This window comes from Peribacillus alkalitolerans (genome assembly GCF_010882125.1).
Classification (GTDB): Bacteria; Bacillota; Bacilli; order Bacillales; family DSM-1321; genus Bacillus_BN; species Bacillus_BN alkalitolerans.
On sequence record NZ_JAAGVZ010000008.1, the window covers coordinates 199,674 to 220,545 of the forward strand.

Sequence of the window (20,872 nt, forward strand, 5' to 3'; positions counted from 1 at the left end):
CGACATTGAATACACCAGTAAGTCGAAGGTAGACATTGGTCTAACTTCATAAGTCTATGCTTTCTTATATATTAATTTATTCCCCTTCTTTTTCCATTCATAACGTATTCATATAAAAAAAGCCAATCGCCTTTGTTCACGAATTCTCATGACAGGCGACTGGCTTACCGTTCTTTTATTCATTCTGCTGTAAATAACGTATACCCCATAAAAAAAACGAGTGTCATTATGCTTGCGATTGCAAGGGTTACAGAAAATTCCTCCATCAATATGCCTCCCTAATTGATTCTACTGTTAAATTACCATAGGAACGTTATCCTAACAGGAGAAAACCAGAACATTCTATGACAGGAGGGTGAACATTCTTTGAACAAGATTTTTGTTAAGCAATGCCTTTTCCGACACCTAATTGGAGCTCATACATATTATAGTACTTACCTTTTGCAGCCATTAATTCATCATGGTTTCCACGCTCAACAATTCTTCCTTTATCAAGGACAAGTATTTGGTCAGCATTTTTGATAGTGGATAGACGATGTGCAATGATAAATGTGGTTCTTCCCTTTTTCAAAACATCCATTGCTTCCTGGATGATCGCTTCAGTCTCAGTATCGATGCTAGAGGTCGCCTCATCTAAAATCAGGATAGCAGGATTGAAGGCAAGTGCCCTTGCAAAGGAAATCAGTTGCCTTTGACCAGAAGAAAGAGTGCTCCCTTTTTCAATCACTTCTGAATCAATACCCTTTTCCAAGTGGGACAACACAGTATCTGCTCCAACATCTTTCAATGCCTTTTCGATTACTTTACGAGCAATTTTCGGGTCGTTTAAACTAACGTTAGAAGCGATCGTACCTGTGAATAAGTAAGGATCTTGCAAGACGATTCCCATATGTTCTCGTAACGTTTGACGAGAAATTGTTTTTATATCAGTACCATCAACAAGAATTCTCCCTTCGTTCGTGTCATAAAAACGGAACAAAAGATTCATGATGGAACTTTTTCCAGAGCCAGTATGGCCAACTAGCGCGACCGTTTCTCCATGTTTGGCACTGAACGTTAAGTTCTTAAGGACATTTTCCCCTTCCTTATATCCAAAGGAAACGTTCTGAAATTCTACATTTCCCTCATATCTGGAAATATGTTCTTCACTGACATCTGACCCTTGTTCATCCAACAATTCAAAAACTCTTTCTCCAGCTACTAATGCCTGTTCAAGATTGGCAAACTGATTCACGATATTCTGAACCGGGTGGAATAAACGGTTTATATAATCAACAATCGCGTAAAGCATCCCTAATGAGACTACGGATTCTACATTAAGGGATAGATTCCCAAAGTACCAAATGAAGGCGACAAATGTAAAGTTGCGCAGAATCCCCACCAAGTTATGTGAGGTCAAGGAATTCAAGCGAAGCATTTTGTTTTGAAATTGGAAATGCTCATCATTTAATACTTTGAAGGATTTAGCTGTTTCTTTTTCCCTTCCGAAAGCTTGGATAATCGGCATCCCTTGAATCGATTCATTGATCATTCCATTGATATCACTTACACGAGCACGAATGACTTTATTGTAGGTGGAAGCGTATTTTCGATACAGTATGGTCCACACAATTAATATTGGTACTAAGACCAAGCAAAGTAATGCGAGCTTTACATTCAATATGCTCAATGCGATATAAATACCAATAAGATAAATGAAACTCGAAAAGAAATTCGCTAAAACCGTAACATACAATTCTTTGATTGCTTCTGTATCGTTTGTGATTCTTGCGACCACTTTACCGGCAGGCAAATTATCAAAATATGATATCGGCAGTCTGGAAATTTGTTTGAACACATCGTTTCTCATTTTTTGAATGACTCGATTGGCCGCTTTTTGTAAGAAATAACGTTGCCCATAGGAAAAGAAAGACGCTACAACTAATAACCCAAAATACACAGCTATTAATTGGATGATTTTAGAAATCTCTGGTTGATAAAACTTCATTAATTCTTGGCTATCAAGGATTTTTACTTCATACGACTCTCCATCAACGGTCAGTATATTTCCTTCAAGGCTTCTTTGTCCATCCAATGGGACATTTTCCTTAGAAAAAACAAACTTCAGACCTTCCTGAAGGAGGACAGCATTCTCCCCCTTCCTTTCAACATCAGTTACATAGGCTTCTCGTTTATACCAATTTCCATCGTATGGTACAGCGTTTTCACCTTTTGTCGTTTCGTACCATTTAGATTCGATTCCCATAATATGTGAATCAATGATTCTTTTCGCAACGAAAGGTCCCGCCAGATCCGCCGCCACACCTATTGTCAGCATCACCAATGCGGCTATGATAATCCCTTTAAAATTTAATGCATACTGGTACAATCTTTTTCCTGTACTCATAATGTCACCTCCGCTTCTTCTTCGACCTGTTGTCTTTCAAATTGTTCCATATACCAGCCACCTAAGCTAAGAAGTTCTTCATGCGTACCTTCTTCGACGATTTTGCCCTCATCGAGCACAATAATCCAGTTGGCATGCTGTACGGCAGACAATCTATGTGTGGTAATCAAGGTCGTCTTTCCACTACGCTCCCCTTGAATATTTTCAATAATGTTCTTCTCCGTTTTGGCATCTACCGCAGATAATGAATCGTCTAAAATCAATATCTCAGGGTTTCGGATCAATGCGCGTGCAATCGAAATCCTTTGCTTCTGTCCTCCAGATAAAGCTACACCCTTTTCGCCAACCAATGTCTCTAGACCCTCAGGAAGCATATCCAAATCTTTTTTAAAATCAGCAAGTTTAATGGCTTCTTGAAGCTCATCATTTGAAGCTTCCGGTTTACCGAATAGGATGTTTTCTTTTACGGTTTTCGAGAATAAGAATTGGTCTTGTGGCACGTATCCAATCCAACTTCGAATATCTTCTAGCTTTATGTCTTCAATCTTTGACTCAGATACATACAATTTTTGATCTTCAACTGGATATTCACGCAGTAATTGTTTAATAAATGTCGTTTTCCCACTTCCGGTTTTCCCGACAATTCCTAGTGTTTCTCCTGCTCCAATGTGAACCTTTATATCCTCTAAGTTTTTCCGTGTAGAGGATGGATACGTGAAGGATACTTCTTTATAGGAAATATTAGAAGGAACTAATCCTTCTGCTGGTTTCTCGATGTTTTTCACGTCTTCTTCGTATGATAAGGTTTCTTGAACACGATCCAATGATGCATTTCCTCGCTGAAGAATGTTAATTAATTCGCCAATCGCGAACATTGGCCAAATCAACATACCAAGGTAAACGTTAAATGAAACAAGGTCTCCTAATGTAATGGCCTGTTGAAATACAAGTTTAGCCCCATAACCTAATCCAATTAAATAACTCATCCCTACTAAAATTTTAATGGTAGGATCAAATAAAGAATCAATCTTTGCAACGGATAAGTTTTTCTTAAATACATCCTCAGTCATTTCAGCAAACCGATTTTCATCCCGTCTTTCCTGCACATATGCACGAATGACACGTACACCTGCAACCGATTCTAAAACACTGTCATTCATGTCTCCAAACGCATCCTGTGCAGCCATGAAACGTTTGTGAATTTTCTTCCCATAAATGTTCATAAGAAGGGCCATGAACGGAAGGGGAAGAACTGAAACGATCGTTAATTCCCAACTGATGAAAAAGCCCATCGTAAACAAAATGGCAAACGTATATAGGAAGGAATCGGCAAAAGTCAATATACCGAACCCAGCAGTAGTAGATATGGCTTTTAAATCATTTGTCGCACGAGCCATCAAATCTCCCGTACGGTTCTTCTCATAAAACGTAGGCGTCATCTTTAATAAATGACCCATAAATCGCGAACGTAGCTTTCTTTCGAGTAAAAAAGCTCCTCCAAATAATTTGTAAAACCAATTGTAACTTAAAATATAAAGTGCTAAAGCAGTCCCTACTAGAATGAATAAGTACTGTACCAATTTGGCACCAGTTAGTGTTCCATTGTGAATCGCATCAATGGACATCCCAACCAATTTAGGTGGAATCATATCCAAAACGTTTACAATCGTTAAAAATAGGAGCGCAATGGTATACCGTTTCCAATTCTCTTTAAAAAACCAACTCAATTTCTTGTATATCGAAAACACATAAGTTCCTCCTTTTTAGTCAAATGAACTTCCTTTACTAGCCACTTTCTAGCTCCGGTAATGGTACTAGAAAAACTACACCCTTTATCATTTAAATCTCCTCCTATATATTTTATTGAATAAGGTCTATTGGACCCTTATTACTCAAATAAAAAAGGCATCCGCATAAAAGCAGATGCCTTCTAATGGATACGTGTAGACACGAATCCCATTAAAAACAAATGCGCATGCAACAATAATGCAGCATGCGCAATAATTTCATTAAAATCCAAATAAAGAATGGAAATGATCCATTATAGCGGTGGGCTGCATCATATTTAGTTTTGGTTGATCTGTTACAATTTCATTAGTGATTGTTCTAACCAAAACCATGATAAGCCCTCCTTTGTTATTTATTCTTTGTTATCTTACTACTCGTAGGATAAAAATGTCAATCCATTTTTTCTAAAAAATCAGTCAACTAATACAGCTGTTCCATATGCTATGATTTCTGCTGTATTTTGCATAACCGCTGCTGCTTGCAATCTCATGCCCACTATTGCGTTTGCACCTTTTGACTCGGCATCAGCAACCATCCTTGAAATCGCCATGCTTCTTGCTTCATCCATCATCTCAGTATATTCCTTTATTTCTCCACCGACGATTGTTTTGAATCCTGCCATCAAGTCTTTCCCGATGTGTTTGGATTGAACAGTATTACCTCTGACATAGCCTTTTAACTCTCTTATTTCTTTTCCAGGTACGTAATCAGTAGTTACGATAATCATTTGGATCTTCCTCTCGTTTCTCTTTTTTTCTTTCAAAAAACATGATTATGAATAATAGTATCAGAGCTATCCCATATATTGTATATAAAGTAATGGCCCATTGCATATTGATAAAAAGCAATACTAAACCTACTAATTGCCCGATGATAATCAAAGCGATCATGAAAAGTTTTATCCCCTGCATAAAATTGCTCCTTACTCTTGGCCTTTTTTATAGACTTTTCGAATCAGCAACATATAAATCAATATAGGCATTGGCGCTTGAATAAGGCCCACAATTCCCCAAAACCAATAATTATGTCCATGCTTCCTTGCATCAATGAACAAAAAGATGCTTTGTGCTAAAAGGATGATGATAACAAACGGCAATATAACCCACTCTGCCTGCGTCATGACTCATTCACCCGTTCCTTGATGTTTGTATATGCAAAATAGCCAATAATTAATAAGCTTGTAGCTACTTGAAGAATCCCGAACATGATTGGCATTGCAACCAAAGTAAACAGTACCGTAGATAGGATCAGACATGCAACAATCGAGAAAATGGTTATTTCACGAACCCACTTTTTCCTAGCCATTTCTTTTTGAAGTTGAACCTGCTCTTCAAACCACCTCAAATCAGGTGTATATACTTCAAACATCTCATCCATTTTTTGAAGACTATCCTTTATTTGATGAATGGTTTCATCATGTTCTTGTTCAAATTGTGAAGGAAGTGGTACGATTTTTTCCTTTTTCATCCAACTTCAACTCCTTTCTGACTGTATTGATTCCATTATGAATTCTAGATTTGACTGTGCCTTCAGCGATGCCCATGATTGTGCTGATTTCCTCGTATGAGTATCCATAATAATGCTTAAGAATTATGGGAACCCTGATCTCGTCACTTAACTTTCCTAAAGCTTCTATGCAATCATTCCAATCCTCGTTTCTTGATTCAAATGACCACTTCATTTTCCTTAAATGCTGTTCTGATATTTTCCAGTTTTGCTCTCGCTTCTTTTTCCTTGTCTGGTCGATATATAGATTAGTGGCAATGGTAATCAACCAAGTTAAGAACTTCGATTTGCCATTGTAACTTGCCAATTTTTCTATAGATTTAGCCATTGTTTCTTGAGCTAGGTCTTCTGCTGTATCTGGACTAAACGTAATTTTAATCAAATATTTAACCAATATGGAGTAATTTTGTTGAAACAACATTGCGAAAGCCATCTGGTCGCCCTTCCTTGCATTAGCAATTAGGTCTTTTTCATCCATGGCTGCATCCTCTCTTTCTTCCATCTCCTATTCAATTTTACACATTAGACGTGCTACTCATAAAAAAGTTCATTTAAAAATATAAAAACTTAAAAAAGCCCCTCAATTGAGAGGCTTTCTGAATCAGACCTATGCTTAAACATCAGCTCTTCAGTTGTATTACAGAGCTGTTTCTTGGACACTTTTCACCGGAACTGCTTTGGTTTCGTCTTTTTTAAGAATTCTTGGTATGGAGATCAGATAGATCATACTTACAATCATTAAACATCCCCCTACCATCCAATACAATCCTTCCACTTTTATAATCGTTGGATAAGCAAAAGCGATAAATCCTAATGTAATAGATTGAGCTAACATCATTAGCGGGCTAATCCAACCTTGAACCCGACCCATCATTTTAGGATCGACTATACTAGGCATCCATCCCCCAATTGAGACATTGACTAAAGGCAAGAACAAACCACCAATGAAAAATAGGGCAAAAAATATAATCGTATTGGATGCCATCGATGAAATCGCAGTGAAAAATCCAGATAAAGCTAGCCCAAGAATTAATAGTTTATATAATTTTATTTTTTGGGCCAGCATAGATGCAATAACAGAACCTATCATGACACCCGCCCCGATGACAATCCCCATTATAATCGAATATTCCTCATAATTATTCGGTTGAAGCTTATATTTCAACATGAAAACTGGCATCACGGAAAAACCTCCGTTAACAATACCGAATAAAACAAACCCAGATAATAAGGTAAGGAGTAACTTATTATTCAAGATGTATGATAATCCATTCTTGAAATCTTTTAAGACAAATGCAATATTGACTTCCTTCCATTTTGTACGACCGTTTGGAAGAATGGTGGACTCTTCAAGTACGCATGATTTGATTAAAATCCCACTGATGATAAAAGTAGCAGCATCAATCAAAATGGCCCCATGGATACCAAGTGTCCAATAAAAGAAAATTCCAAGAGCATTACCAAACAACATAAACAAACTCATGACCAATTGGTTCAATCCTGCTGCCGTTGTATATTCATCTTTTGATAGAATCCCTTGTACAATGGAAGATTCCGCTGGATAGAAGAACTTTTGTACTGCACTTCTTATGAACAGCAGGGCAAAAACAATCGGAATAATATCTATGATGATTGCCCCAATAATCAACACCGATAAAAAGCCACAAATCCAATCACTATACATAGCCACTTTTTGTCGATCAAAACGATCTGCCACTACGCCAACTAAGAAGAATACAGCTAAAGTCGGAAGAGAATACATTAATTCTGTAACTGTGGCGTAAGTTGGTTGATCTGTAAAACGATCAAGTAGATAAAACATAAAAGCAGTTAAACCAATCGTACTTCCCATTTGAGAGGTAAAGTGAGCAAAGAATAGCCTTGCATAATTCCTATTCTTGAATACACTAATCATTTTTTTCAACGTGTTTCCCTCATTTCAAATCCTTTATTAGTTTTTATCTTACGTCCTTCCTCTTTCTTCCATAAGCGCCTGTTGATGGTATTTCCCTCATCCTTTAGACGGAGAAGCATTACAGTAATAGAAGGAATCCACATTTACGCCGATACCTAGATTAATATATCGATATAATGATATTTTTATGATTAATAGGTTTTATCCATTTCAACTCGGGTAAATATATAGCATCAAACAACTAACAAAACCTTTCAAAAAGGAGAATATATTATGTATGAGATTCTATCGACAGATGTAAAATTAACGAATAAGTTCACTATGAAAAACATCATGTCATTTTATCAAGAAACTAAAAATTTCAACGGAAACGTATATTTACTTCACAAACACAAAATTATCAATGCTCAAAAACTATCTAAGCTGGTTACTTTTTTAATGATGGCTGAACAAAACTCCAACATTAAAATTATAGTTGAGGGTAAGGATGTTCAAGCAAAACTGCTGCAATTAGAAACCGTTTGTGAGCATGCATTTGAAAGATCCCAGAAGCTTGCTTATTTCATAAACCCAACAGATTCCGTCCAAGTATAAATCTTTTTTACAGTCAAAATAGGTGGTGATGGCATGTTACGTACTATTCTTATGGTAGTTGGAGCAATTGTAGTTATCGGAATCATTGTTAATTTACTGTTCTAATTAAGAAGAAGTAATCCACCTTTATGGATTACTTTCTTTTTTAAAAACACAGCATCCCGAGGTGATCTTAGATGGATAAAGAAAAACGTGTTGAAGTTCAAAGGGAAGAAAAAACTAATTCTGGACTAATCGGTGCAACGTTGATTAAGTATCTTTCTTATATTATCATCTTTATTGGAATAATATGGTTACTAATTAATTATATTTTACCTAGATTCTGATAACCAGCAAAAAGCTGGTTTTTTGCTTTTAGAAGCAATTAGGTTAGTGGATTTTCAAAATCCATTAAATACTTCCAAATTAAACACAATCTAAAATTAAAAAATACTTTCGAAATACAAAAAATACAATCGAAAAACCTGAAAATACTTTCGAAAAACCAAAAATACTTTCTTAACCGTAAAAAATACTTTCGAATGACATAATCTGCTTTATAAAAAAAGGTACTCATTAGATTGTCTTAAAACATCTAATGAGCACCCTCTTCATTTATTTATGGTGTACTTTCATCCGTTCCAGAGTCATTTGCACCTGGATCAGAGCCATTATCCTCTCCATCATCTTCGGAGCCTGAATCATTTTCTGATCCCGAATCATCTCCACTTCCAGCACCGCCAGCATCTCCTGTTCCATTATCTTCATTTTCCACTGGAGTTGTAGTCGTTTCCTTATCTTCTAAGTCTGAATCAGTTGTATTGTGGTTTTCCTTATTTTCAGCTTCTTCTTCCTTCTTTTCTTTTTTTATTTCTTCTTTTCCTTCTTGTGCTTCCGATTTTTCTTCTTCCTTCCCTTTTTTACCGCTGAATGATTCTTTCCATCTTTTCCATTCATATTGAAGTTTACTCTTGGAGTTTTCCCAGAATTCACGCCGGGCTCGCTCTTCATCTAGCTGTTTTTGTTTTGCAATTATAGTATCTATGTCTTCCACATTAAAATCTACTGGTTCCATTCCGACTAATGCCTTAGTCATCATTCGTTGGAAGATGATGGCTGCACCTTGACTACTATGGGTCGTTAAATACCTATCTTTATTTGGTTGATCATAGCCTGCCCAGACTGCACCTACCAAGGTCGGTGTATACCCAACGAACCATTGGTCTTTTACCGCCCCCTCAACTTGATCATGTTGAGTAGAACCGGTCTTCCCCGCTAGCTCCCATCCATTAACCGCTGCATTTTTTCCTGTTCCGTGCTTCACTACACCTAAAAGCATACTCGTCATTCCATCAGAAATCTTCTTACCCATGACTTTCGTTTTCTCTTCCTTCCATGCCACTACTTCATTTCCTTCGCGATCCACAATTTTCACTATTGCATGAGCTTCTATACGTACCCCGTTATTAGGGAAAGCTGAGAAAGCTTCCGCCATGATTTTAGGGGAAACTCCCTGTGATAACCCTCCTAGACCTAAACCAAGAACCCGGTCTTCCTTTGCATCTAAAGGTATTCCAAAGCGTTTTGCAGCATCCATTCCTTTTTGGATGCCGATTTCATTTAATAACCAAACGGTTGGTACATTTATTGATTTCATTAGTGCTTCATACATTGGAACTTCTCCAGCATATTCTCCTGAAAGATTAGAAGGTTTATACTCCCCAAAACTTAATTTCTCATCATCCTTCAACATATCATTTGGCTTAAAACCAGCTTCCAAAGCAGGAGTATATACAGCCAAAGGCTTCATTGTCGATCCAGGTTGTTTTTTTAACATTGTTGCGCGATTATATGCAAGAAACGTATGCTCACCACGACCTCCAACCAACGCCTTGATTCCGCCAGTCTTTGGATCCATCAATATGGATCCGCTCTGAACTAGCTCTTGTTCGGTACTTCCTTTTGGAAATAAAGAATCATCCTGATAGACTTCTTCAGCAGCTTTTTGCATATTTTGATCCAATGTTGTATAGATTTTATATCCGCCTGTCAGAAGCTCATCCTGATTCATTTTATATTTTTGAATTGCTTCCATAATTACATGGTCGACATAATAAGGATATTTTCCTTTTAATGGATCGCCACTCTTTTTCTCGTCCATGATAATTTCTTGGTTAACCGCTTCCTCATATTGTGCGTTATCCAATAATCCATGTTGTTTCATTGCATTTAATACAATATTTCGTCTCTTTATAGCATTTTCATAGTTTTTATAAGGATCTAAACTAGAAGGCGCTTTAATCAAACCTGCCAATAGAGCAGCTTCGGATGGAGTGATATCCTTAACATTTTTCCCAAAGTACGCCATGGACGCATTATTTATTCCCCATGCACCATGTCCAAAATATATTTGGTTCATATACATTTCCAAAATCTCGCCCTTGCTGAATCTCTTTTCTACTTCTCTTGCAAGAAAAAATTCTTCTACTTTTCTTTTATAAGTACGGTCCATATCCAATAATGCGTTCTTTGTAAGCTGTTGGGTAATAGTACTTCCCCCCTGGACAACATCACCAGCTATAAGGTTAGTAACAAACGCTCTTGCAATTCCTTGGTAATCTACCCCGTTATGCTCGTAAAAACGATGGTCTTCAATCGCAATCACTGCATTCTTTACATGTTCAGGAATATCTTCAATGGGTACACCCTCTGTTTTATTAGCTGAAATTTTACTAGCCACTTCACTATTTTGATCATAGATAACTGTCGGTTGTTGTAGCATACTTTCTAGATTATCAATGTTCGTTTCTGGCTTAAAAAAATGAAAAAACCCAGCAATAGCCAACGCCATTCCTGAAAACAACACTACTCCGATTTTCAAGATTTTTATTTGATCCAAATTGAATCCCCTCTTTATAATATGTAATAGTAGAATAGTTCCTTCTTCATATACCCAGAAACCCTACATATTACACCTATGGAGCTTTAGAAATTCACCTTGATCATAAGATAAATGGATACAAACTAAAAAGGCCACTTGCATACACTTGAACCTGAAGTATGGTCCGAGTATTTATGCAAGTGGCCTTAAACAATTCATTGCTCTATAGAAACATAGTTTAACAATCATTAAAAATGCTGTCCTTGTCCAGTAGATTTTACTTCATCTCTCTTCAAAAGTTCCTGATGAAGATTTTTCATGTACATGTAAACAATTTGTTTCGTTTTATCATCAGTGCCTAAAACCTCAAGATGTTTTAAACAGCGATCGATTGTAGGGTGTCTTCTTGCATCATGTTGTTTATGAAGCATACTAATCACCTCTTTCTTCTTATCATATAAGATATGGAAACAGATAACATTAGACTATAGTCACAATTCGATAAATTTTTAGAAAATTCTACATATTTTATAGCTTATATTGCTAATACTAAATTCGATTTTTTCCGAATATTTCCGGGGGTCCTTTTTACTATTTGAAAAATTTAATGATTTCTATCCATGTAATTTGGGTAAAGGGTACTAAAGCTAAAAATTAAATAGGAAGGGGCTGGTTTCAATGGTGCAGGCAATCAATCATATAATTGTTGGTTTTGATGATAATGAGGAATCAATGAAAGCTCTAGAATGGGGGGCATCAATGGTAAGAGCATTTCCAAGAGCAAAATTGTCTGTTCTACATGTGTTTCATGAGGATTATTACGAACCGGTTGAAAATAGTGTGGTCACACCTTCCCCACGGTTCACCACATATTCCGCAGATGGAATGTTTGTCGATCCAACACAAGTAACACCAGTTTCATCTGAATTGAAACAATATCAAAATGAAACAAGTACTCATAGCATCATTCAAAGTAGTATTGATAAAGCACAGGCAAAGGTTCGGACTTTCCTTCAAGGACAGGGGGTAGATCATCATTTTGAGATACTAGAAGGAAACGCAGCAACTAGCATCAGTGATTATATTAACCAGCATCAAGCAGATTTAATTATTGTGGGAAACAGTGGTAAAAGCGGACTTGAAAGGCTATTCCTTGGTAGTACTAGCTCTAAAATCACCAAAAACGCAAACTGCAGTGTTTTGATTGCAAAATGACCAAAAGGTGCTCAAATATTTTTTGGGCACCTTTTTTATTATCCTTGTAAACTATATCTCTTAGCTTCCCCCGTTACCATTTTTGATACCGGAACTGGTAAGTACATCATTTTCTCATCCGCTTCCTCAATGCTTACCCAACGTACTTCCACTATATTTAATTCATAAGGAATCGTCTCCGGAGCTTCAATAATACTCCCTTTAAAAGTCATAAAATACACGTGATCCTTATCAATGAACGCTTCATTTAAGGTGATTAAGTCCTTTATCTCAACAATGTGACCTGTTTCCTCCAGAGTTTCACGAGCAGCTGCTTGCTTTAATGTCTCTCCTCGTTCTACAGCTCCTCCAGGCAAACTCCATAAACCGTTTTTACTGTTAAGAACAATCAATACTTCATTCTTTTCTTCATTATGTAAAAGTGTGTATACAACATCGACCCGATTCATGTTCTCTCCCCTAACTTATAATCTTACAATTTAGTAATAATAGATTAATTCAGGTTGATAAAAAATTCCAGTAACTAGAGTACAGTATACGAAAACAGCCATTAATTTTTAATTAAAAAAGCCTGTAGAATCAATATTCTACAAGCTTACTTTTTTATTATAATGTAGCTGGCTTTCGAATTAACACTCTATATGCCGATGAATATAGAACTCCGATTAAAACTGCTGACAAAATGAAGCTTGGCAGCATGTAGGTTCCGTTGTAAATAACCGAGAACAGTGCTACAGGTTGACCTTCAGGTGCACTTGAGCCGAAGAATACAATTCCAGAAACAAAATGACATAGGAATCGTAGGAAGCTGCCTAGTAATACAGCTATAACACTTAGACGAATGCCTTTTGCTTTATCATCGGATCGGAAACTTTCTTGTATTTGTTTAGCAAAGACACCAGCAACCCCAACAACGGCAAATGCTAAAAAGTAATCAATGAATCCTTGAACAGGATGGCCAATCCACGCTTGACCTGAAATGATTTGTAAAAGTCCTAGTAGTAGACCAGTCAACGCTCCACCTTTCCATCCCCAACGGAAAGCCATTAGGAAAATTGGCACCATCGCAATGGATACCGATCCACCTTGCGGCCATATTCTAGAGAAAATAAAGCCTGAAACTAGGTCCAGCAATAATGCCATCGCCGAAAATACTGCTACTTCAACTATAAATAATGTTTTGTTTTGCAACATCGATCTTCCTTTCTTTTTAAAGCTCCATTGCCCCGTTAAAGTAAGGTCGAAAGATTATGGAAGTGGATAAAATCATGCCTCTTGTATATTTTTTGACAACAAAAAAACGATACAAGGACGTGTTGGCTGCCTGGCATCGCATTATCCAATCACCACATCCCTACGCTAGCATTAACTAACAGGTTCATAGGGTCTGAACTTTTACGTTCACTCTCAGCCAATAGGCTCCCCCTGTGGAACTAATGTAATTTTCAATGACTATTATACTATGAAATGAATAAAAATATCAAATTCAAATTCCTTATTTTTACCTAACCCAACTTCTTTATACACTACCAATAACTATGACAAACCCCAATATTAATGGGTTTAGAGCACAATTTTTCTATAGACCCACTCACCTTGCATTTGGTATCTTAATTTGGCTATGATGTGTATGGAGGTACATAAATATGAATGAACAAAACTCTACAACGTTAGCTCAAAAAGGGGCTTGGATCAGCATTGCTTCCTATATGGTCCTTTCAGCCGTTAAACTGATAGCCGGATTTTACGGGCAGTCTCAAGGACTTTGGGCAGATGGATTAAATAACACGACTGATATTATTGCCTCGGTCGCTGTTCTGATTGGCTTAAAAATCTCTAATATACCACCTGATCATAACCATAGATATGGTCATACAAGAGCACAGACCATTTCTTCACTAGTTGCAGCTTTAATTATGATGAGCGTTGGTTTACAGGTTATTTATCAATCGTTTATGTCTTACTTCAATAATGAAACCGAAAAGCCTGAACTACTTACAGCAGTCGTGGCTATAATCGCAGCTGCTTTCATGTTCATAATATACCGTTACAACTTATCTTTAAGCAGGAAGACCAAAAATGCATCCTTGCTTGCAGTCGCTCAAGATAATCGTTCAGATGCTCTCGTCAGTATCGGTGCATTCGTCGGGATTGTTGGTACTTATATTGGCATTGATTGGTTGGATATTGCAGCTGCTTTCTCTGTTGGATTCATTATCTGTAAGACAGCGTGGGAAATTTTTTCAGATGCTTCCCATACATTGACAGATGGCTTTGATGAACAGTTGCTTCAGGATATTAAAAAAACCATCGATACTACCGATGGAGTGCAGATGACAACCGATGTGAAAGCTAGAATGCATGGTAACGATATTTTGCTTGAAGCTACCATCCTAGTCGATAAGGATTTAAATGTGGTCGAGAGTCATAATATTACAGATCATGTTGAAGAAAGGCTTTCAACCCTCCATCAAATTCAACATGCCATCTTGCATATAGAACCATACGACATGGGTAAAAGTGATTAACAACAAACCTTTTATTAAACCGAAAGTCGCATAATTTCAGTGCGCTTTCTTATCGAATCCTTATATCTTTTGTCGGATTTTGTTACTTTCAAAAGAATTTCCTTCATACTTCCTTATCAAATTTTAAGAAAATCTATTTTTCATGAAGGATTTCCTATTCTATTTACCGAATACAACAACTATATGACCATTAGAATTGTTGTACTTAGCGGAAAGTAGATATATAAAATTGTTCTACGGAAGTAGAAAAAATTCTGGAGGATTCTATGCTAGGAATTAAGGATTCTGTTGCAGATTTTTTGATTCACAACAAAAAAGAGTTACTAGAGGAATGGAGTCAACACATTATCGTCTCCCAACAGGACCCTTTACAGGAAAAAATTCCTTTGAATGGACTTAGCATGTTCAAATTATTCATTAATATGATGCGTGATCCTAAGGAAGAACATATGAACGATATTAAGCAGCTAGCCTTTACAATTGCTGCAGAACGGGTTGAAGCTAATGTTAACATTGGCGATTTTATTTACAATGTATGTATTGGCCGCACTCTTGTGTTTAACAAAATCGTAGCTCTTAATGTTTATAACCCTGAAATTCAAAAGCATATTAAAATACTGAATGACTGTTTTGATCATTTTCTTCATCATTCTGCAAGTCACTATACAGAATTACAGAACTCGGTGATTATTAATCAGAATCAGGTGATTAATCAAACTCACCAAGATCGATTGACCTTATTAGGCCAGATGACTTCCAGTTTCGTGCATGAAGTCCGAAACCCTCTTACTTCTATTAAAGGGTTTGTCCAGTTATTAAAGTCCGAATATCCTGATTTAAAATATTTAGATATCATTGGAAATGAAGTTGACCAACTTAATTTCAGAATCTCACAATTTTTAATGCTATCCAAAAAGGAAAGTGTGGAAAAAGAAAAGAAAGTCTTTCTATTCAAAAATCTATTTGATGAAGTCATCGATTTCTTGTATCCAAGTATCGTTGATAGTAATGTTTTGATCCGTCATAACGTAGATCCGGATGTTAGGCTATTCGGCTTCTCCGATGAAATTAGACAAGTGCTATTAAATATCATCTTGAATGCCTTAGACGCTCTTAGCGGTGTGAACCAACCTGTCTTAACGATTAATGCTTTACAAAATGATAATCAACAATTTATCATTCAGCTCTCTAACAATGGAGCAGAGATCCCGAAAGCACAAATAAATGTAATTTTTGAACCGTTTTACACTTCGAAAAAGGTAGGTACAGGTTTGGGTCTTTTCGTTTGTAAAGAAATTATATCTAAACATTTCGGTACACTAAGCTGTACGTCATCAGAATCGGTTACAACGTTTACCATAACGTTACCAGTACATCAATAAAAAAGTCTTCCAGCATAGGAACTGGAAGACTTTTTTATTAGCTTTCTAAAGTATTTCTTTCATAATAAACCTTCCTCAACTAAATTCTGAAATGTACCCAATGCCCCAACCGAAAACGAATACTCCCTCCCTAGGATAAGGATATCGAAGAACATAACATTTTCCCCAACTAATAAAGAAGTGTTTTTATTAAATATAATCGCTAAAGTTCCCGTTCCATTTTATGTATTTCAATTCAATAACATTAATAAAATTGATATCCTTCACAGTGAAAATTCATATATTGTAAGTAGACCATTATGTTGGGAGGAGTTGGACATGAAGTTAGCAAAAATCTGCATTAATTGCAGAGGTACAGGCTTTGTCACTACCTTTTGGATTATTAAGCGTAAATGTCCAGTATGCAAAGGAAGTGGAAAAAAATACAGTTCTATTAGTCTGCGAAAAAAATGGAACTAATATTCAATTCTTAATTCTATCGTATATAGACAAGCTATATGTTATGAAAGGCCCTTTTGTTACTACAAGGACCACATATAGAAGAAATATGTTTAAAGAGTTCGCTCTAATTTATCTGTTATTTTCGATTCTTGCTCATTTACTATTAGAGAACATGCGGTATCACCTGCTATATTTACAGCTGTGCGGGACTTGTCTAATAATCGATCAATACCGAGAATCAAATCAATTCCTCAACTGGAAGCTGGACGGATGAAAGAACCATCGCAAGCATGATTAACCCCACACCAGGCACCCCTGCCGTCCCAATGCTCACCAACACCGCAATTACCACAACAGTTGTTATCTCACCTATTGTTAAATCCACAACATAGAATGATCCAAGATTCTTATTTTTTAGGTGAAGACTCAAAATGATATCCGTTAAACAAGTACGAAAAACACTCACTCATGACCTTCAATATTCAAAAAAAAAAACGAAAAGCTATCATCGCTTTTCGTTCCCTTGAAACTTTTTAACTGTCACAATTGGAGGGGTTTTTTTCTTTTTCCAAAAGAAGTATAACCCAGCAATTACAATCGCAACTCCAACCAAAGGTAATACGTAAGGAGCTGCAACTTCTTTAATAGTTGCCCAGTTTTCACCTAAGACCATCCCAAGGTATAGGAAGAAAATCGTCCAAGGAATGATAGCAGCAACTGTATACACTGTAAATTTCCATGCTGACATTCTAGCAATTCCGGCTGGGATGGAAATTGCATGTCTGACTACCGGGATGAATCGGGCACTAAAAATGACACCTGCCCCATATTTTTCAAACCACTGCTCTGAAACATCAATGTGTTTTTTCTGAATCAGGACATATTTCCCATATTTTTCAAGAAATGGTCTACCACCTAAATAACCAGCCCAATACAGGAATAATTGGGCAAAAGTTCCGCCAATAGTTCCTGCTATTACGGCTCCAAGGAAACCAATTTTACCAGTTGAAATCATAAATCCACCGTATCCAAGTACAATCTCACTCGGGATGATTTCTATCATGAGTCCAATTGCTATACCAAAGTATCCTAAATCGGACAAAAACATTAAGATGTTAAAAATAATATCTTTCATATAGCACTCCTTAAAAAAGATCTTATTATGTACAAGCCCGTATTTATTATACACAAGAACGATAGGTACAAGAACCATAAACTCTATGGATATATAGAATACTAATAAAAGCATAAAAAAAGGACAAACCATTGGCCTGTCCTTTTAATAAAAATATAAAGGGGTATTAAACTTTACTTAGGTTGATCGTACTGCCTCCAAGCTTATTTGAACAAGCTTCATTAATCTTTGAAACGACTAGAGCAGGGTCAGTTTGGAAAACACGCTGAAAAACTTCTCGACGTGATTTAGTCTTTTCAATTTTGATTCCTTTATTTTGAAACTTAGAAATAATATCAGTAACCATTGCTTCCATCCCCCAAACTCTTATTTTTTATCGAACGTTTCAATTGATATTTCTTTTATTCCCAGCTCTTGAAATGACTAAACTATATTTTCTTATTAATTTTGAATGTTAACTTGGTATTTAGAGTGATCGTGTATTTCATCTTTAACAACGTGGATTTGAATGTTATGTATGCCTGTTTCACTAAAAGTGATTTCAGCCATATATGATCCAGGTTTTATTTCATTAGCAGGAATATACAGATGTTTATCTGTACCCTCCAGCCAAACTTCGAATTGAACTTCTGATTTCTCCAAAGGATGATGTTCATTTTTGATGGACACCAATAGTTCTTGCTTTCCTATAGATTGAACAGCTTTTGGATTGAATTCGAACTCTACATGTGAATGGTGATGCTCTGAAGTGGTATTCTTTTTACTGGAACTAACATTACCTGCTTGTACAACCGTTATTTCATCTTCTGGCATAGTATGCATATTAGAAGCAGTAACATGTGCTGTGATTCGATATGTACCTGCAGTTTGGAAGATATATTCTGCCTCATAATTTCCCTGCTTGGTATTTTTCGTGTCAATCATTTGTTTTGTATTTTCCCCTGTCTTTACAATCTCAAAGACTACTTCGCTTGCATTTACCGGCTGATCATTTTGAGAAACCTCAACGACAATTTTTGTTTTCTCACCAGTTTTAGCTTGATTTGATAATTGTATTTCCGCCTTTATGGGAGTGGCAGATTTATCAACTTGTTCTTTTGTTTCTGAATCTTTCTTGTCTCCTATTCCATTGCATCCAGTTAAAATAACTAAAAATGTCATAGATAGTAGTAAAAGTTTATTCATGCTTACTCTCCTGTATTTCTAAACTTGATAAATACATTCTACCCATAAATTGTGAAGAATGAATGAAGTTTATGTTGAGTAAAAATTAAAAATCGTATTTATGCTACCAGCTATCTTCCAAAAAATTTTCACCCATCTATAAATTCCTCTTCATAGTTAGAAAAACCTTTAATAATCATGAAAATTCATCCATATATATGAAGTAATCTTGACAAACAACAAGGCTATGATGTTTGACTGAAAGTTTAAGATTTTCTATAATTATCTTTATCTTACAATCTTGTAGAGGTGATGTAAGTGGGGCTGTAAAAAAACGTTTATATATAAATAAAAACACAAATAAGATTTTAAACCCTCAGGAGGTGACTCCTTTCTCGCAGCGTGCGGGATAAGGAAGCTATTTGGACATATTAAACTTGGTTATTGTAGCCATTTTAATTGCTTTTACGGCATTTTTCGTAGCTGCAGAATTTGCCATTGTGAAGATTAGATCGTCAAGGATTGATCAGTTGATTGAAGAAGGTCGTTCTGGCGCAATGTCTGCTAGAATTGTAACCACACATTTGGATGAGTATTTATCTGCTTGCCAACTAGGTATTACCATAACAGCATTAGGCTTGGGGTGGTTGGGAGAACCAACTGTCGAAAGCATGCTTAGACCAGTATTCAATAATTTTGACATCCCTGAATCGGTATCGCACGTTCTAACATTCGCAATCGCATTCGCGTTCATTACATTCATTCATGTAGTCGTTGGTGAATTAGCTCCAAAAACACTAGCAATTCAAAAAGCGGAAACAGTCAGTCTTATGACGGCTAAGCCATTAATGATTTTTTATAAAATCATGTATCCATTTATCTTCGTTTTAAACGGATCAGCTAGAATTGTGACAAGAATGTTTGGGTTGAAACCAGCTTCAGAGCATGATATCGCCCATTCTGAAGAAGAGCTACGAATAATACTTTCAGAAAGCTATAAAAGTGGTGAAATTAACCAATCTGAATTCAAGTATGTAAATAAAATATTTGAATTCGATGATCGTATCGCAAAAGAAATCATGGTACCGCGAACTGAAATCGTAACTCTTTCAAAAGAAGATACCATGGAAACTTTCTTTACTGTTTTAAAGGAAGAAAAGTTCACACGTTATCCGATCATTGATGGAGATAAGGACCATGTAGTGGGCATGATCAATGTGAAGGAACTATTCACTGATATGCTTACAAACCAATCCTTCAATTCACAACCTATTGAGCCATATATTCGTCCTATTATTCGAATTATTGATACTGTGCCCATCCATGATCTACTGTTAAAAATGCAAAAAGAAAGAATTCATATGGCCATTCTAATGGATGAGTATGGTGGAACATCAGGATTAGTAACAGTTGAAGATATACTTGAAGAAATTGTTGGGGAAATCCGTGATGAATTCGATCTCGATGAAATTGCAGAAGTACGAAAATTGGCTGATAACCATTTCCTATTTGATGCAAAAGTTCTTATCAGTCAGGTGAACGACCTGCTAGGAACAGACATTGACGATGAGGACATCGATACAATTGGTGGATGGATCCTAACTGAAAACTACGAAGCTAAACAAGGTGATATTTTAGAATATGACACCTATTCTTTTATCATAAAAGAAATGGAAGAACACCACATTCGTTACGTTGAAGTTCTTAAGAAATCAGAATCTGTATCTGCAGTATCTGAAGAGGAAACACCTATTCTCGTAAATGAAAAGTCAGAAATAGTTTCTTAATAGAAAGAACCTTTTTTCACCTTCAAATGTGAAATAAACCCGGCAGAAACTGAGGGCACTGAAAAACTTGCATTTTTAAAAATGTAAACATGGTGAGATAAAAAAAGGGCAATTTCTCGTTCGATTTAGAACAAGAAATTGCCCTTTTTTATCCCTTTTCTTTATCCCTTT

21 protein-coding genes, 1 pseudogene and 1 riboswitch are annotated in these 20,872 nt (G+C 36.3%); of the genes and pseudogenes, 6 read left to right on the forward strand and 16 right to left on the reverse strand.

Annotation, left to right across the window (positions count from 1 at the left end; genetic code table 11):
• Positions 1 to 382: 382 nt before the first annotated feature.
• The 8 genes from G3O09_RS12005 to G3O09_RS12040 all read right to left on the reverse strand — a co-directional run bounded on the left by G3O09_RS12005 (position 383) and on the right by G3O09_RS12040 (position 7,604).
• Positions 383 to 2,386 (reverse strand): ABC transporter ATP-binding protein, encoded by a 2,004-nt coding sequence (locus G3O09_RS12005; RefSeq protein WP_163101727.1) that lies wholly within the window; start codon positions 2,384 to 2,386, stop codon positions 383 to 385.
• Positions 2,383 to 4,134, reverse strand: a complete 1,752-nt coding sequence (locus tag G3O09_RS12010; protein WP_163101728.1) for an ABC transporter ATP-binding protein — start codon at positions 4,132 to 4,134, stop codon at positions 2,383 to 2,385. Before G3O09_RS12010 ends, G3O09_RS12005 begins: the two co-directional genes overlap by 4 nt.
• 452 nt (positions 4,135 to 4,586) lie before the next feature.
• A complete protein-coding gene (locus G3O09_RS12015; RefSeq protein WP_163101729.1) occupies positions 4,587 to 4,901 on the reverse strand; it encodes a YbjQ family protein in 315 nt (104 codons plus the stop codon).
• Positions 4,882 to 5,085 (reverse strand): hypothetical protein, encoded by a 204-nt coding sequence (locus tag G3O09_RS12020; protein WP_163101730.1) that lies wholly within the window; start codon positions 5,083 to 5,085, stop codon positions 4,882 to 4,884. The genes G3O09_RS12015 and G3O09_RS12020 overlap by 20 nt, the downstream gene beginning before the upstream one ends.
• 11 nt (positions 5,086 to 5,096) lie before the next feature.
• Positions 5,097 to 5,294 (reverse strand): sigma-Y antisigma factor component, encoded by a 198-nt coding sequence (locus tag G3O09_RS12025; RefSeq protein WP_163101731.1) that lies wholly within the window; start codon positions 5,292 to 5,294, stop codon positions 5,097 to 5,099.
• A complete protein-coding gene (locus G3O09_RS12030) occupies positions 5,291 to 5,641 on the reverse strand; it encodes a YxlC family protein (RefSeq protein ID WP_163101732.1) in 351 nt (116 codons plus the stop codon). Before G3O09_RS12030 ends, G3O09_RS12025 begins: the two co-directional genes overlap by 4 nt.
• Positions 5,601 to 6,158, reverse strand: a complete 558-nt coding sequence (sigY, locus tag G3O09_RS12035) for an RNA polymerase sigma factor SigY (RefSeq protein WP_163101733.1) — start codon at positions 6,156 to 6,158, stop codon at positions 5,601 to 5,603. Before sigY ends, G3O09_RS12030 begins: the two co-directional genes overlap by 41 nt.
• A gap of 159 nt (positions 6,159 to 6,317) precedes the next feature.
• Positions 6,318 to 7,604, reverse strand: coding sequence for an MFS transporter (locus G3O09_RS12040; protein ID WP_163101734.1), 1,287 nt, complete (start codon positions 7,602 to 7,604; stop codon positions 6,318 to 6,320).
• 264 nt (positions 7,605 to 7,868) lie between these two features.
• Here G3O09_RS12040 and G3O09_RS12045 point away from each other — a divergent pair, with 264 nt between their 5' ends.
• Positions 7,869 to 8,189, forward strand: a complete 321-nt coding sequence (locus G3O09_RS12045) for an HPr family phosphocarrier protein (RefSeq protein WP_163101735.1) — start codon at positions 7,869 to 7,871, stop codon at positions 8,187 to 8,189.
• A 598-nt stretch (positions 8,190 to 8,787) separates the two neighbouring features.
• On the opposite strand, the gene G3O09_RS12050 is transcribed toward G3O09_RS12045, so the two are convergent.
• Both G3O09_RS12050 and G3O09_RS12055 read right to left on the reverse strand, forming a co-directional pair.
• Complete coding sequence (locus tag G3O09_RS12050) at positions 8,788 to 11,067, reverse strand: transglycosylase domain-containing protein (RefSeq protein ID WP_240338419.1); 2,280 nt, start codon at positions 11,065 to 11,067, stop codon at positions 8,788 to 8,790.
• A 230-nt stretch (positions 11,068 to 11,297) separates the two neighbouring features.
• The gene (locus G3O09_RS12055) at positions 11,298 to 11,480 is read right to left on the reverse strand and encodes a hypothetical protein (RefSeq protein ID WP_163101736.1); all 183 of its coding nucleotides are present in this window, start codon (positions 11,478 to 11,480) and stop codon (positions 11,298 to 11,300) included.
• Between the two features lie 247 nt (positions 11,481 to 11,727).
• Here G3O09_RS12055 and G3O09_RS12060 point away from each other — a divergent pair, with 247 nt between their 5' ends.
• On the forward strand, positions 11,728 to 12,264 hold the full coding sequence (locus G3O09_RS12060; RefSeq protein WP_163101737.1) for a universal stress protein: 537 nt from the start codon (positions 11,728 to 11,730) through the stop codon (positions 12,262 to 12,264).
• Positions 12,265 to 12,302: 38 nt separating this feature from the next.
• Here G3O09_RS12060 and G3O09_RS12065 read toward each other — a convergent pair whose 3' ends face one another.
• On the reverse strand, positions 12,303 to 12,713 hold the full coding sequence (locus G3O09_RS12065) for an NUDIX domain-containing protein (protein WP_163101738.1): 411 nt from the start codon (positions 12,711 to 12,713) through the stop codon (positions 12,303 to 12,305).
• A gap of 157 nt (positions 12,714 to 12,870) precedes the next feature.
• The gene (thiT, locus tag G3O09_RS12070; RefSeq protein ID WP_163101739.1) at positions 12,871 to 13,458 is read right to left on the reverse strand and encodes an energy-coupled thiamine transporter ThiT; all 588 of its coding nucleotides are present in this window, start codon (positions 13,456 to 13,458) and stop codon (positions 12,871 to 12,873) included.
• A 140-nt stretch (positions 13,459 to 13,598) separates the two neighbouring features.
• Positions 13,599 to 13,700: riboswitch (TPP riboswitch) on the reverse strand.
• A 210-nt stretch (positions 13,701 to 13,910) separates the two neighbouring features.
• On the opposite strand from thiT, the gene G3O09_RS12075 reads away from it, so the two are divergent.
• The 3 genes from G3O09_RS12075 (at position 13,911) to G3O09_RS12085 (ending at position 16,633) form a co-directional block, all read left to right on the forward strand.
• Positions 13,911 to 14,792, forward strand: coding sequence for a cation diffusion facilitator family transporter (locus G3O09_RS12075; protein ID WP_163101740.1), 882 nt, complete (start codon positions 13,911 to 13,913; stop codon positions 14,790 to 14,792).
• A 266-nt stretch (positions 14,793 to 15,058) separates the two neighbouring features.
• Positions 15,059 to 16,174 (forward strand): histidine kinase N-terminal domain-containing protein, encoded by a 1,116-nt coding sequence (locus G3O09_RS12080; protein ID WP_163101741.1) that lies wholly within the window; start codon positions 15,059 to 15,061, stop codon positions 16,172 to 16,174.
• Between the two features lie 318 nt (positions 16,175 to 16,492).
• The gene (locus G3O09_RS12085; RefSeq protein WP_163101742.1) at positions 16,493 to 16,633 is read left to right on the forward strand and encodes a hypothetical protein; all 141 of its coding nucleotides are present in this window, start codon (positions 16,493 to 16,495) and stop codon (positions 16,631 to 16,633) included.
• A gap of 92 nt (positions 16,634 to 16,725) precedes the next feature.
• On the opposite strand, the pseudogene G3O09_RS12090 reads toward G3O09_RS12085, so the two are convergent.
• The 4 genes and pseudogenes from G3O09_RS12090 to G3O09_RS12105 form a co-directional block, all read right to left on the reverse strand.
• Positions 16,726 to 17,006 (reverse strand): annotated as a pseudogene (locus G3O09_RS12090) (cation:dicarboxylate symporter family transporter); the annotation flags it as partial.
• Positions 17,007 to 17,120: 114 nt separating this feature from the next.
• Positions 17,121 to 17,750 carry an undecaprenyl phosphate transporter UptA gene (gene uptA, locus G3O09_RS12095; protein WP_163101743.1) on the reverse strand — a complete coding sequence of 210 codons (630 nt, stop codon included), beginning with the start codon at positions 17,748 to 17,750 and terminating at the stop codon, positions 17,121 to 17,123.
• A 166-nt stretch (positions 17,751 to 17,916) separates the two neighbouring features.
• The gene (locus G3O09_RS12100; protein ID WP_163101744.1) at positions 17,917 to 18,096 is read right to left on the reverse strand and encodes an Lmo0850 family protein; all 180 of its coding nucleotides are present in this window, start codon (positions 18,094 to 18,096) and stop codon (positions 17,917 to 17,919) included.
• A gap of 95 nt (positions 18,097 to 18,191) precedes the next feature.
• The gene (locus G3O09_RS12105; RefSeq protein ID WP_163101745.1) at positions 18,192 to 18,935 is read right to left on the reverse strand and encodes a FixH family protein; all 744 of its coding nucleotides are present in this window, start codon (positions 18,933 to 18,935) and stop codon (positions 18,192 to 18,194) included.
• 401 nt (positions 18,936 to 19,336) lie between these two features.
• Here G3O09_RS12105 and G3O09_RS12110 point away from each other — a divergent pair, with 401 nt between their 5' ends.
• Positions 19,337 to 20,701 carry a hemolysin family protein gene (locus G3O09_RS12110; RefSeq protein WP_163101746.1) on the forward strand — a complete coding sequence of 455 codons (1,365 nt, stop codon included), beginning with the start codon at positions 19,337 to 19,339 and terminating at the stop codon, positions 20,699 to 20,701.
• Positions 20,702 to 20,872: the final 171 nt, after the last annotated feature.